Raw genomic sequence first — 12,913 nt, 5'->3', positions numbered from 1 at the left:
GGGTTCCGTTTGGGGGGGAACCACGACGGGGGAGGGATAGCCCCGCCTATGAATGGATTTTATCACCCCCGGTCGCGCCGAAAAATTACAAATCAGTCAGCTTCGAGGCTTTTCTGTCGCAGGCTTAACGATGGCCCGGTCGGAACTGCGGGGTTCCATTTTTGCTGTGGATAGCAATCACAGCCCGATATTTGCCGTCTTTTGGCGGCTCTATAATCGATCCGAATTCGGGGGAACGGGAAAGGTCTTGCCTTAGGGTGAGGCTTTTTCTGTTTTGGCCATTGCCCCCAACAGTTCCGGCAACCTAGCAACATTCACAGCAATACGCCGAGCCTCATCGAACGTCAGGACGTCAGACTGACGGCTTCAACGCCGTCGACGCCTTATCAATTCGAATTGCAGCCAAGCGTTGAACCGCTTTTTTTCCCTACCCTCAGCGCTCTTTTCGGTAACCTTCACAGACGACAACCGGCCATCATCGTGATCGAGCGAACGAGCTAGTTCTGCTGCAATCTTCGCTGGCCTGCCGGGATCACCATTCAGATCAAGGGGTTGCCGCCTCGCGCAAGGGTATGCACTTCGCTCTTCGACCACACCCTAGCCCATGCCAAATAGGCGGGACCCGCTGAACTGTCTGTGCCAAAAGCCGACTCAGGAGGGCACAGGGCTTGACCGGCTCGCGATAGGGGCCAAGGTCAGAGCGGGTGCGTCGGGGCGCGCTTTGAGGAGGTCGAGGAGAGCATCGTCGGATGCCGGATCCAACTCATCGGTCCAAACCCGGAAGAACTCTAGATCATAGCTGCCAAAAGAGGTGATCATGGCAACGTCGGCGGCGTCGCGGCCGCGCACCATGAGCACACGGCCGATCCGTGGCGTGTTGTAGCGGGCATCGAACGTGTGCCAGCGATTCCCCAAATAGGCCTCGAACCAGGCGCAGAAGTCGCCGGCGCCGGACGGAGGGACACCAATATCCCCTAGATATCCGCTGGCGTAGCGCGCCGGGATATTCATGGCGCGACACAGGGCAATCGAGAGTTGGGCAAAGTCGCGGCATACGCCAGTGCGCTCCCGCAGGGCGTCGACAGCAGTCTTGGTTGGACGCCCGAAATGGTAGCCGAAGGTCAGGTGGTTATGCACCCAGTTGCAGATCGCCTGGACCCGCGCCCAGCCTGGGGGCGTTTCACCGAATAGGGACCAGGCCTGCTCGACGAGCTCGTCGGCTTCACAATAGCGGCTTGCGGTTAGATAGCTCAGCGTGTCGAACGGCAGTTCCGCGATCTCGAGCTGGCGCGCGTTCCAGTCGAAGGGATCGGGCTTGCCCTCATCCTCGACGACGCAGTCGGACCAGAGCTTCAGGCGGCCGGCGGGCGCGACGACACGAGTGCGCCGATTGTCAAAGGGGTCAAGATACTCTTCGAGCGGCACCACTGGCTCGGCCCGAACCCGATCGGAGCCGATAACGCGGCCGCCATAAGAGGAGTGCGGCGAAAGCGCCAGCAGCAGTGGCGTTGGAGCGCTACACTCGACAATAATCTCGAATCCTATGCGAATTAGCATGGTCGCCTTTCCTAACAGCGCGTAGTGTCATTGTCGTGGACGAGCAAGCCGCTAGGCCACCGGCCGTGCTTCCAGCGCCACCCGCGACCACCGAGATCGATCCCTCAGCATTTTCACGGCTCCGGAGAGAGTCCACTCTTGGACATCGCCTCACGATGAGAACGCTCCAAATTCATCACCGGACCCGCTATGCCTACGACCGGCCCGTAGCGTTCGGTGTGCATCGCCTGATGATCCGCCCGCGCGACAGCCACGACATGCGAATTTTGGACTCCAGCCTGGCAGTCACGCCACGGGCCGATGTCCATTGGGCGTTCGATACTTTTGGCAACTCGGTGGCGCTGCTTACGTTCCACGAGGAGGCCGACGAATTGGTCATCGCGAGCGAGCTCGTGCTTCGCCGCTACGGCCTCGATGAGCCGGTGACTAGGATCGAGCGCCACGCCAGTGACTATCCGTTCCACTATGACCCCGACGATAGCATTGACCTGGCGCCGCTACTATCAGTTCATTATCCAGAGGACCGTCCGGCGGTCGAAGGTTGGATCTCAGCGAAAATCCCGGAGCTGCCCAGCCGGAGCCTGCAGGTCCTTGACCTCCTCGGCACGGCGATCCACGAAAGCTTTACCTACCGTCGCCGCGTTGCATACGGCGTGCAATCGCCCGGCCAGACCATCAACACCGCCAGCGGCACCTGCCGGGACTTTGCGTTGCTATTCATGGAGGCCGCCCGCTCGCTTGGTTTCGCCGCGCGCTTCGTGACCGGCTACCTTTACGACCCAGGCAGCGACACAGCCGACGAGGCCGCGCTCAGCGGGGGTGGATCGACACATGCCTGGGCGGACGTCTTCATTCCGGGTGCGGGATGGATAGAGTTCGACCCGACCAACCGGATCGTGGCGGGACGCAACCTGATCCGCGTGGGGACAACGCGGACCCCGGCCCAGGCCGTGCCAGTAAGCGGAACCTATCGCCATGACGGTGCGGTCTTTCTTGGCATGAACGTCGAGGTTTCCGTCACGCGATCGGGCTGACCCCCGCCAGGGCACTATTGTGTCCGCTTTGGCAATGTCTAGAGTGAAGGAAACTCTGGCACATGGCAGCAAACAGCCGATCGCAAATAATGGGTGGGTCTGCCACCATTACCACTTGAAAAAGCCACAGACCTCGATGAAATGTCCGTTGCTCTTTGAGGGGGCCAGCGCGGCGGTTGGCGTCTCCATCGTCCCTTCAAAGTCCTGGAGCCGATGCCGATCCCATGAAGATGCAGACCGAAGAGGCTGAAGAGCCTCCAAGCCGCCGGCGCGCGGTCCATCAACTCCTTCCCAACCCACATCGTCCTATCAACGCCCACACGCCCGCCGCGGTGCCAAGCCTCGGCTCGGGTCTCCCCGTGCTCACAGCACGCGCCGAGCGCTTTCCCGTCGGCCCCAAGACGCGGGCCTTCCGCAAGCGATACTTCCCGCAAGTCGACCCGGCCCAGTGGAACGACTGGCGCTGGCAGGCAAGAAGCCGGATCCGCTCGCTCGAGGAGCTTTCGCGCATCTTCGAGCTGTCGGATGATGAGCGTGACGCCGTCGCCCGCCACCAGGGCTCGCTGCCCCTCGGCATCACCCCCTATTACGCGAGCCTCAAGTCCCGAGAGGACGCGCTGGTGCCGCTCCGCCGCACCCACATCCCCGTCGGCAGCGAGTATCTGAAGACGCCGGGCGAGGCGGACGACCCGCTGGGCGAGGACGGTCACAGCGCCGTGCCTGGCCTCGTCCACCGCTACCCTGACAGGGTGCTGTTCCTGGCCACCGGCTTCTGCTCGACCTATTGCCGCTACTGCACGCGCTCCCGCATGGTCGGCGAGGCGGGCGGCGACTACTCGTTCAGCCGCCCGCAATGGGAGGACGCCCTAAACTACATCGCCGACAATCCGCAGATCCGCGACGTGCTGATCTCCGGCGGCGACCCGCTGACCCTGTCGGACGAGCGGCTCGACTACCTGCTCGGGCGCTTGCGCGGGATCAAGCACGTGGAGTTCGTGCGCCTCGGCACGAAGGTGCCGGCGGTGCTGCCCATGCGCATCACCCGCTCGCTGATCCGGGTGCTCAAGAAGCATCATCCGCTGTGGATGAGTATCCACTTCACCCATCCGGCCGAGCTATCGCCGGAGGTGACAGAGGCGATAACCCGGCTCGCCGACGCGGGTATCCCGCTCGGCAGCCAGACCGTGCTGCTCAAGGACATCAACGACTCGGTGGATACGTTAAAGACGCTCTATCACGGGCTTCTGATGCGCCGGGTGCGGCCCTACTACCTCTATCAGTGCGACCCGATCACCGGCTCGTCGCATTTCCGCACGAGCATCGACAAGGGGCTCGAGATCATGCAGGGCCTGCGCGGCCATACTACCGGCTATGCCGTGCCAAGCTATGTGATCGACGCGCCCGGCGGCGGCGGCAAGATCCCGCTGCTCCCAGACTATGTGGTCGGCCGCGAGGGCGAAGACCTCGTCCTCCGGAACTTCGAGGGGAACACCTACCGCTACAACGACCCGCAAGGGACCGTCGGCACCGACCGCCCGCTCGACCAAGGAGACGGCTGATGCGCATCGCCCTGGTCTACGATCTGCGCGACGACTATCGCGCCCTCGGCTTCTCTGAGGACGAGGTGGCAGAGTTCGACTCGGTCGACACCATCGACGAATTGGCTCGTGCGTTGGAAGCGCTCGGCTGCGAGACGATCCGGGTCGGCCGGGGCCAAACGCTGGCCGCCCGGTTCGTGGCCGGCGAGCGTTATGATCTCGTCTTCTCCATCGCCGAGGGTGTGAAAGGCCGCGCCCGGGAGGCCCAGGTGCCGGCGCTGTGCGAGATGTTCGACCAGCCTTATTTGCTCTCCGACCCGCTGACGCTGGCCGCGTCCCTCGACAAGGCAGTCGCCAAGCGCTTGGTGCGCGACGCGGGCGTCCCGACGCCCAACTTCGCCGTGGCCGAGCAGAGCGCCGCCGAGCTTGACGGCTGGGACGCGTTTCCCGCCTTCGTCAAGCCGCTCGCCGAAGGCACCGGCAAAGGCTGCGAAGCGGCCTCCCTGGTGCGGAACGCGCAAGAGCTTCAAGCGGCGGCCACGCGCTTAATCGAACGTTATCGTCAGCCGGCCCTGGTCGAAGGTTATCTCGGGGGCCGCGAGTTCACCGTTGGCATCGTCGGCAATGGCACCGGAGCGCGCGTGCTCGGGGTGTGCGAAATCCTGCTCAAAGCCGATGCCGAGGCCAACGTCTATTCCCTGCACAACAAGGAGCTGTGCGAGGATCTGGTCACCTATGCCCGCGCCGACGATGCCGAGGCGCGGTTGGCCGGGTTGCGGGCGCTTGCCGCCTATCAGGCGCTGCAATGCCGCGATGCCGCCCGCATTGACTTCCGATCCGACGGCGAGGGCGAGCCCTATTTCCTCGAGGCAAACCCGATCGCCGGTCTCCACCCGGGGCACTCGGATCTGCCGATCCTCGCCGCCCAGAACGGCGTCGCCTTCGTCGAACTGATTGGCATGATCCTCGATGCGGGCTTGGCGCGCTATGGGCTCACCCGCCCGGACAGGGAGCGCTTGCGGCGAACCGCCTGATGGCACCCGGGACATCAGGGTTCATCCCCGTCCTGCACGCGGCAACGCACAGCCGCCCCGACGAGATCGATACGCTCATCGCGGCGGAAGCCGTGGCGGCCGCGCTTCATGAGCGTGGCTATGAGGCGGAGATCGTCGGCCTGTCACCCGATCTCGGCGGGCTTGACGCCCTGCCGTCGCGCCGTCCACTCGTCGTGTTCAACTTGGTCGATGCGGTGAATGGCGACGGGCGGCTGGCCCCGATGGTGCCGGCGCGGCTCGATGCACTGGGCCTGCGCTATACGGGTGCACGCACGAGCGCCTGGCTCGACACGCTGTCCAAGGCCGCTACCAAGCTGAAGCTCGCCCATGCGGGCCTGCCGACGCCCTCCTGGTCGGCGGATGGCGCCGGACTCGATCCTGACGCTCATGTGATCGTCAAGCCGGTCTGGGAGCACGGCTCACTCGGGATCGATGCGACATCGGTGATGCGCGGTGCCGCGGCGCGCCAAGCCATCGCCGAGCGGACCGCGCGCTGGCAGACCGAGCATTTCGCCGAAACGTTCATCGAAGGCCGCGAGTTCAACGTCTCTCTGCTGGAGGGGCCCGACGGCGTCCGGGTGTTGCCCATCGCCGAGATCTTGTTCGAGGGCTTCAAGGGTAGCGCCGCGCAAATCGTCGGCTACGACGCCAAATGGTCGCCTGACAGCGCCGCCTATATCGGCACGCCACGCCGCTTCGGTCTGGAGCAGGCCGAGCCCGCGCTTGCCGGCGTGCTTGCCGATCATGCGCGCGCCTGCTGGCTCCTGTTCGGCATTTCCGGCTATGCGCGCGTCGATTTCAGGGTCGACCCGACAAGTGCGCCGTTCATCCTCGAAATCAACATGAACCCCTGCCTCACGCCGGATGCCGGCTTCGCCGCCGCTGCACTTGAAGCCGGGCTCGCTTTTCCCGACCTGATCGCGTCCATTGCCGCCGTTCCGCTCGGTCCCCTCCGGGCGACCGCCTGACATGCACGGCCTCTGAGATGCTCCGCATCCGCAAAGTCGCCGACGCCACGGCGGCGGCGAACCGTTCGGCCATCGAGGCGGCGCAGAAGATCATGCGCGAGCAGTTCTCCGGCATGCCGGAAGCGGACATCGCCAAGCTGCCCGACCAGCTGTCGAATCCACTCAAGCACCGCTTCGTCTCGCGCCTGTTCGTGGCGGAGAACGGCCGCGACCAGACACTCGGCGTGGCGCTGCTGCTCTACTTCCCGGATGTCGGCTTCTCCTATCTGGAGATCATCTCCACCGCCAAGGGCCGCATGGGGCGCGGCATCGGCGCGGCGCTCTACGAGCGGGTCCGCGAAGAGGCGCGCGCTCTCGGCACGCAGCTTTACTTCGAGTGCCTGCCCGACGATCCGGCACTCAGCCCCAATCCCGAGATCAGGGCGGACAACGCGAGCCGGCTGAAATTCTACGAGCGCTATGGCGCCATGCCGATCGTCAACACCGCCTATGAGACGCCGGTGACGCCCGGCTCCAGCGACCCGCCCTATCTTGTGCTCGACCCGCTGGGATCGAACGATCTGCCGAGCCGCGACAAGGCGATGAAAGTGGTCCGCGCCATCCTCGAGCGGAAATACGGCGAGTTGCCCGCAAGCTACGTGCAGAAAGTGGTCGACTCGTTCAAGGACGATCCGGTGGTCTTGCGCGCGCCCCGCTACGTCAAGTCGCGGCGGGCGCCGAAGGGTGAGGTGCGGCAGCCGGGCGCGCCGCGCATTGCGCTCGTGCTCAACGACGCGCACACGCTGCACCACGTCCAGGATCGCGGCTATGTGGAGGCGCCGGTGCGCATCCGGTCGATCATGGCCGAACTGGAACCCTCGGGCCTTTTCGAGCGCCTGCCGACAAAGCGCTTCTCCGACCGGCATATACGAGCCGTGCATGACGGGCGCCTCGTCGACTATATCCGCAAGGCGTGCCTCATCGCGGGCTCCAAGAAGTCGATCTACCCTTACGTGTTCCCGGTGCGGAATGCGGCGCGGCCGCCGAAAGACGAGACGGTGCTCGCCGGCTATTACTGCATCGACACCTTCACGCCGCTCAACGAAAGCGCCTATCTCGCCGCCCGCTCGGCCGTGGATTGTTCGCTGACCGCCGCCGAGAAGATTTTGGAAGGGGCTGGCCTTGCCTATGCCCTGGTGCGGCCACCGGGCCATCACGCCGAGACCCATGCCTTCGGCGGCTTCTGCTATTTCAATAATGCGGCTGTCGCGGCGAATCTTTTGGCGCGTTACGGCAAGGTCGCCATCCTCGACATCGACTATCACCACGGCAACGGCCAGCAGGAAATCTTCTACGGCCGCGCGGACGTGCTCACCGTTTCGGTGCATGGCCATCCGAGCTTCGCCTATCCCTATTTCGCCGGTTTCCGGGACGAGACGGGGATCGGCGCCGGCGCCGGCTACAATTTCAACATCCCGCTGCCGGAACACATCACGCCGGAGCAGCATCGCAATGCCGTGGCGGAAGCTTTGCGCCGGGTTAAGCGCTTCGGCCCGGCCTTTCTGGTGTTATCGCTCGGTCTCGATACCGCGCGCGGCGATCCGACAGGGACTTGGTCCAACGGCGCCAAGGATTTCGAGCGGCTCGGCCGCATGATCGGCGAGCAGAACTATCCGACACTCGTGGTGCAGGAGGGTGGCTATCGCGTCCGCACGCTGGGAACCAATACGCGGAACTTTTTTGCCGGACTTGCCGCCGGGCATTCCGCCGCACGCGACGCCGCGCCACCGGATCTCGCCGCCAAACGTACCCGCGAGGCGCTCGAATGGCGCAGCGCCGTGATGGCTCACGACGTGGGGCGTGTGCGTTCGCTGGTCACCAGCACCGGCTTCTTCAGCGCGGCAGAGGTCGACATCGCCGGCGAGCTCGTCACCGAGCGGCTCACCAAGGGCATCCGTTCCGGCTATCACTTCGTGCTGGCCGAGCGGGGCCCGTCGCTCGTGGCTTATGCCTGCTACGGGCCGATCGACGGCACGGACGATTCGTTCGATCTCTACTGGATCGCGGTCGCGCCAGAAGAGCAAGGCAAGGGGCTCGGCGCACAGGTCTATGCGCGGGCGGAAGCGGCCATGCGCCGGGCGGGCGCCAAGCAGATCTATGCCGACACCTCATCGTCGGAGCGCTACGCGCCGACGCGCGGCTTCTATCAGCGTATGGGCTTCACCGAGCAGGCGCGCTTGCCAGATTTCTACGGCCCGGGCGACGGCAAGGTCATTTACGTGAAGCTGATTTCGCCAGGAGGGCCTTCGGTGTAATTGGTGGTTCGACCCTGCCGAGATCACCAATTCGACTAGACCGCACGGCCAACACCTGATCGATTGGCGCCCGTGAGATTTCTCATCCGCACCCTCCAGCGCCTGGCAATCTTCGGCCTCGGCGCGCTCAGCGTCTGGCTGATCGTCTACGTCTTCGATTGGGTGGACCACGAGCTGCCGTCGATCCTGGCGCTCAGCGTGACCTACGCTCTCGCGGCCTATGTCATCCTGCCCTACGTCGTGCGCATGGGACTCAAGGTTCTTCAGCACCGGCACGTGCCTCGCTACACAATCACCGGCGACGGTCTGCCGGGCGATCCCGTCAATCTCGCCCTGATCGGCACGGTGGACGGGCTGCGCGCCGGCTTCGCCAAGGCAGGCTGGCAGGAAGCCGATCCTTTGAGCCTTTCGAGCGCCTGGCGCATGGCCAAGACGTTCGTTTTGAACCAGCCTTATCCGACAGCGCCGTTCTCCACGCTTTTCCTCTTCGGGCGAGGTCAGGATATCGGCTTTCAAAAGGCCATCGGCGACAGCCCGCGCAAACGGCATCACGTACGCTTCTGGGCCAAGAGCCTCGCCGACACCGAAAAGGTCGACGACTATTTCTGGCTCAACACCGACCGCCCGGAGGAGAACGCGCGTGCGCTCTGGGTCGGCGCCGGCACAAAGGACACCGGGCTCTCGCTGACGCGGCTCACCTTCCAAATGACCCACGCCACGGATTCGGACACCAATGCCGAGAGGGACTACGTCATGACCGCGCTTAAAGACAGCGGCGTGATCGCCGGCGTGGATATGTATGAGGCGGGAGACCGTCTCGGCGCCGGCCCGGTGAACCACTACGTGACCGACGGGGTTGTCGCCGTCGCAGATTTGTCGGAAGACCGTGAGGAGACGCAGGTAGGTATCTGATTTATACCCAGCGGCCCCATGTCATACGGCTTTCACCCACAATTCTCATTACCATCCCGCCCGCCGACCGCCGTGGCTCTCGCCATAGGCAAACGCATAGGACCGCAACAGGAAGAGCGACGACAAAAGAACCATGAGCCGAGTTTCCAGCTTAAAGCAAACCTTCATCGACATTAGAAGCAACAAGTTCTTCGAGACCTTCGTCATCGCCGTGATCATAATTTCGGCCCTAAAGGTCGGGATGGGCACGTACCCATTGGGGCCGCGCCTGACCAGCGCGCTGCTCGTGCTCGACTACGCGGTCACCGTGTTCTTTCTCGTCGAGATCCTCGTGCGCATCGCGGCGGAGCACAGCCTGCGGCGCTTCTTCAGCAATGGCTGGAACGTTTTCGACTTTTTGATTGTCACGGCCAGCCTGATTCCGATCGACCAGAGCGAGATGGCGCTCTTGGGCCGGCTGCTGCGCATCTTCCGCGTGCTGCGGCTGGTCTCGATTATCCCCGAGCTGCGCGTCCTCCTAAATGCTCTTCTGCAGGCCATCCCGCGCAGGGGCTATGTGTCGCTGCTGATGTTCATCATCTTCTACATCTACGGAGCGGTCGGTAGCATCTTCTTCGAGGAGATCAACCCGACTCTGTGGGACAATATCTCGATCTCCATGCTCACGCTGTTCCGAGTGGTGACTTTCGAGGATTGGACGGACGTCATGTACGAAACGATGGCGGTCTATCCGCTCAGCTGGATCTTCTATCTGAGCTTCATCTTCCTCGTCGCCTTCGTCTTTCTTAATATGATGATCGGCATCGTGATCCAGACGCTGCAAGCCGAGCACGAGAAGTTCGAGAAGGGCGAGATCGAGAACGCGCCCAAGCTCGTCTCGACGCCGAGCCCCGTGCTCTCGCCCGGAATCGACACGCGTCTTGCGAATATCGAGGCACACCTCGAACGGCTCAGCGAGGCGCTATGCACGCCAGGGCGCCACAAAGCCTGACCCGTGGCTGGACTTTTCCTAGTGCAAAACGAGCAAGCCTGGCATCGCGCGGCTGCCAGGGCCTCGTGTAGAGGTGAGTATCCTCCACCTCTTTTTTATGAGTGTTCCCATGCCGCGTCGCTTTCCGAATGTCCCTGCCCTATCGGCCTTTATGCTTCTCCTTGCCTTTGCTGTATGTCCGGACGCCCGCGCCCAATGCGTCTCGCTGTCGGAGCTCGCGGGCGACCTCTTGCGCGAGCTCCAGCGCCGCTATCCGGAGGTGGATCTCACCCCATCGGTCAGGACCCGCGGCGCGCGTTACGGCGAGGCCATCGACCTCACGATCTATCGTTGCATCCAGGAGGGCGTCACCAACGCCATCCGCCACGGCAAAGCGGATACGGTCAGGGTCGATCTTTTCGAGAAGCGCGGCCCCCGTACCTGCGGCGCGGCCACGCCGACCCTACAGCTTCTTATCCAAGACGACGGCCGAGGCATCTTGCCCAACACGCCACTCGGCTTCGGGCTCACCGCCATGCGCGAACGCGTCCAAGCACTGGGCGGATGTTGCGCCATTCAGAGCGCGCCAAGCCAGGGCGCGATCGTGCGCGTGATCATCCCGGTCACCGCCGTCGCGGTTACCACGGCCAGCACGCCCAAATACGAAAAAAGAATCGAGGCATCTTAAAATGGAAGTGCTTGTTATCGACGACCACCCGATTGTGCTGGAAGGCTGCCGGCAGCTTCTAAAACTAGCCGGCGTCAAGCGCATCGTTCAAACGGAGAGCCTCGCCGAGGGCTTCCGCCTCTATCGCAGCAAGAAGCCCGACGTGATCATCGTCGATCTTGCCATGCGAACCGGCGCGCTCGGCGGCCTCTCCTTTATCCGCCGCCTACGGCTACACGACACGCGCACGCCGATCCTCGTGTTCAGCATGCACAACGACCCGTTCATCGTGAGCCGGGCGCTGAAAATCGGCGCCAACGGCTACATTCTGAAGGACACATCAGGCGAAGAGATCGTCAAGGCCTTCGAGCACATTCGCGACGGCATACCCTATCTCAGCCACGAGCTGGCCTCGGAGGTGGCCTTCATGGAAGCGCGCGGCCGGACCAGCAATCCGCTGCGGTCCATCACCGAACGTGAGCTGCAAATCCTGTCGTTGCTGGCCGAAGGCAAGCCCTACGCCCAGATCGCCGCGGACTTGCATGTCAGCTACAAGACGATCGCCAACACCTGTAGCCAACTCAAGCCCAAGCTTGGCGTACACTCCCTGCCCGAGCTGATGCGTATCGCCATCGAGCATTAGCCTTCCATGCCAAGCAGGGCGCTCAAGGAATAAGCTCAGGCCATTTCCAGACTGCCTTCTCCCCGCCAGAAACGGGGGCCATAGGCTGCTGCGGGGCGCCCTGATGCGCATGGGCGCAAGGGTGTGCGAACGCACGCCCCGATCCCCCAAAAGGAGGTACGGAGATAACCTTGAACATGGAGAAATTGGAGCCCCTGCTCCACATGATGGTCCAGGAACTGGGCGCCGCCGCCAATGCCGCGCTCGTGCTGGTGGGCGACAAGCTTGGGCTCTATCGGGCCCTTGCTGAGGCCGGACCGCTGAGCGCGCAGGAACTTGCCAAAAAGACCGGAACCCATGAACGCTATATCCGCGAGTGGCTGTCGGCGCAGGCCGCCTCCAGCTTCATCGAGCATGACAAGACGGCGGGCACGTTCTCGATGACGCCTGAGCAGGCGGGAGTATTAGCCGACCCCGATAGCCCGGTGAACATGACGGGAGGTTTTTACTCGCTTGCCGCCGTATTCGCCGACGAACCGAAGCTGACACGCGCCTTCCAGTCAGGAGACGGCGTCGGCTGGGGCGACCACAGCGACTGCCTGTTCTGCGGCACAGAGCGATTTTTCCGGCCGGGCTACAAGGCCCATCTGGTGGATGAGTGGCTGCCCGCGCTCGACGGCGTCACCAAAAGGCTTGCGTCAGGCGGCAAAGTCGCCGATGTCGGCTGCGGCCATGGCGCCTCGACCATCATCATGGCGCAAGCTTTCCCGAAGTCCGATTTCGTCGGCATCGATTTTCACCGGGCTTCTATCGATCACGCGCGCGAGGCAGCCAACGGCCAGGGCAATCTGCGTTTCGATGTGGCGAGCGGCAAGGACTATGAGGGCACGGGGTACGATCTGGTCACCGTGTTCGACGCGCTCCACGACATGGGCGACCCGGTCGGCGTCGCCGCCCATATCCGGCAGACCCTGAAACCGGAGGGCACGCTGATGCTGGTGGAGCCGCTGGCCGGCGATACGCTCGAAGAGAACCTCAATCCCGTGGGCCGCATCTACTACGCCTTCTCCACCAATATCTGCGTACCCGCATCCCTGAATCAGGAGGTCGGCGCCGCGCTCGGCGCCCAGGCCGGTGAGAAGCGCTTAACGGAAGTCTTGAAGGAAGCCGGCTTCACACGCGTGCGCCGCGCCGCCGATACACCGTTCAACATGATCCTCGAAGCGCGGCCCTAAAGCGGCCGGATAAAAAAGGCCGGAGCCCGATTTTTCGGTCTCCGGCCAGTTTGCAGGCGGG

General features: G+C 63.6%; 11 protein-coding genes. 10 read left to right on the top strand and 1 reads right to left on the bottom strand.

The window, feature by feature from the left end; translation table 11 throughout:
* Positions 1-651 precede the first annotated feature (651 nt).
* Positions 652-1,557: a transglutaminase-like domain-containing protein gene (locus ACSLE4_RS09950; protein ID WP_435904300.1), complete on the bottom strand. Its 906-nt coding sequence runs from the start codon at positions 1,555-1,557 to the stop codon at positions 652-654.
* Positions 1,558-1,712: 155 nt separating this feature from the next.
* On the opposite strand from ACSLE4_RS09950, the gene ACSLE4_RS09945 reads away from it, so the two are divergent.
* From ACSLE4_RS09945 to ACSLE4_RS09900, 10 genes are all read left to right on the top strand, one after another.
* A complete protein-coding gene (locus tag ACSLE4_RS09945; RefSeq protein WP_435904299.1) occupies positions 1,713-2,591 on the top strand; it encodes a transglutaminase family protein in 879 nt (292 codons plus the stop codon).
* A 224-nt stretch (positions 2,592-2,815) separates the two neighbouring features.
* Positions 2,816-4,150, top strand: a complete 1,335-nt coding sequence (locus ACSLE4_RS09940) for a KamA family radical SAM protein (protein ID WP_435904298.1) — start codon at positions 2,816-2,818, stop codon at positions 4,148-4,150.
* Positions 4,150-5,163: a D-alanine--D-alanine ligase family protein gene (locus ACSLE4_RS09935; protein ID WP_435904297.1), complete on the top strand. Its 1,014-nt coding sequence runs from the start codon at positions 4,150-4,152 to the stop codon at positions 5,161-5,163. The genes ACSLE4_RS09940 and ACSLE4_RS09935 overlap by 1 nt, the downstream gene beginning before the upstream one ends.
* Complete coding sequence (locus ACSLE4_RS09930) at positions 5,163-6,152, top strand: D-alanine--D-alanine ligase family protein (RefSeq protein WP_435904296.1); 990 nt, start codon at positions 5,163-5,165, stop codon at positions 6,150-6,152. The genes ACSLE4_RS09935 and ACSLE4_RS09930 overlap by 1 nt, the downstream gene beginning before the upstream one ends.
* A 17-nt stretch (positions 6,153-6,169) precedes the next feature.
* Positions 6,170-8,446, top strand: a complete 2,277-nt coding sequence (locus ACSLE4_RS09925; protein WP_435904295.1) for a GNAT family N-acetyltransferase — start codon at positions 6,170-6,172, stop codon at positions 8,444-8,446.
* A 72-nt stretch (positions 8,447-8,518) separates the two neighbouring features.
* Positions 8,519-9,358, top strand: a complete 840-nt coding sequence (locus ACSLE4_RS09920) for an LssY C-terminal domain-containing protein (RefSeq protein ID WP_435904294.1) — start codon at positions 8,519-8,521, stop codon at positions 9,356-9,358.
* Between the two features lie 133 nt (positions 9,359-9,491).
* Entirely contained in the window at positions 9,492-10,349 is an 858-nt protein-coding gene (locus ACSLE4_RS09915) for an ion transporter (protein ID WP_435904293.1), read from the top strand.
* Between the two features lie 109 nt (positions 10,350-10,458).
* Complete coding sequence (locus tag ACSLE4_RS09910; RefSeq protein WP_435904292.1) at positions 10,459-11,016, top strand: ATP-binding protein; 558 nt, start codon at positions 10,459-10,461, stop codon at positions 11,014-11,016.
* A 1-nt stretch (position 11,017) separates the two neighbouring features.
* Positions 11,018-11,638 (top strand): response regulator transcription factor, encoded by a 621-nt coding sequence (locus ACSLE4_RS09905; RefSeq protein WP_435904291.1) that lies wholly within the window; start codon positions 11,018-11,020, stop codon positions 11,636-11,638.
* Between the two features lie 164 nt (positions 11,639-11,802).
* Positions 11,803-12,852, top strand: a complete 1,050-nt coding sequence (locus tag ACSLE4_RS09900; protein WP_435904302.1) for a class I SAM-dependent methyltransferase — start codon at positions 11,803-11,805, stop codon at positions 12,850-12,852.
* The last annotated feature ends 61 nt before the right edge of the window (positions 12,853-12,913 follow it).

The organism is Methyloceanibacter sp. (assembly GCF_051306395.1).
Taxonomy (GTDB): Bacteria; Pseudomonadota; Alphaproteobacteria; order Rhizobiales; family Methyloligellaceae; genus Methyloceanibacter.
Note: the sequence above shows the minus strand (reverse complement) of the source record. Positions and strands in the feature narration are given on the sequence as shown.

Coding starts and splice junctions, on each gene's coding strand:
- ACSLE4_RS09935 (WP_435904297.1), top strand. CDS start 4,150: ATGCGCATCGCCCTGGTCTACGATCTGCGCGACGACTATCGCGCCCTC.
- ACSLE4_RS09910 (WP_435904292.1), top strand. CDS start 10,459: ATGCCGCGTCGCTTTCCGAATGTCCCTGCCCTATCGGCCTTTATGCTT.
- ACSLE4_RS09925 (WP_435904295.1), top strand. CDS start 6,170: ATGCTCCGCATCCGCAAAGTCGCCGACGCCACGGCGGCGGCGAACCGT.
- ACSLE4_RS09950 (WP_435904300.1), bottom strand. CDS start 1,557: ATGCTAATTCGCATAGGATTCGAGATTATTGTCGAGTGTAGCGCTCCA.
- ACSLE4_RS09930 (WP_435904296.1), top strand. CDS start 5,163: ATGGCACCCGGGACATCAGGGTTCATCCCCGTCCTGCACGCGGCAACG.
- ACSLE4_RS09945 (WP_435904299.1), top strand. CDS start 1,713: ATGAGAACGCTCCAAATTCATCACCGGACCCGCTATGCCTACGACCGG.
- ACSLE4_RS09905 (WP_435904291.1), top strand. CDS start 11,018: ATGGAAGTGCTTGTTATCGACGACCACCCGATTGTGCTGGAAGGCTGC.
- ACSLE4_RS09940 (WP_435904298.1), top strand. CDS start 2,816: ATGAAGATGCAGACCGAAGAGGCTGAAGAGCCTCCAAGCCGCCGGCGC.
- ACSLE4_RS09915 (WP_435904293.1), top strand. CDS start 9,492: ATGAGCCGAGTTTCCAGCTTAAAGCAAACCTTCATCGACATTAGAAGC.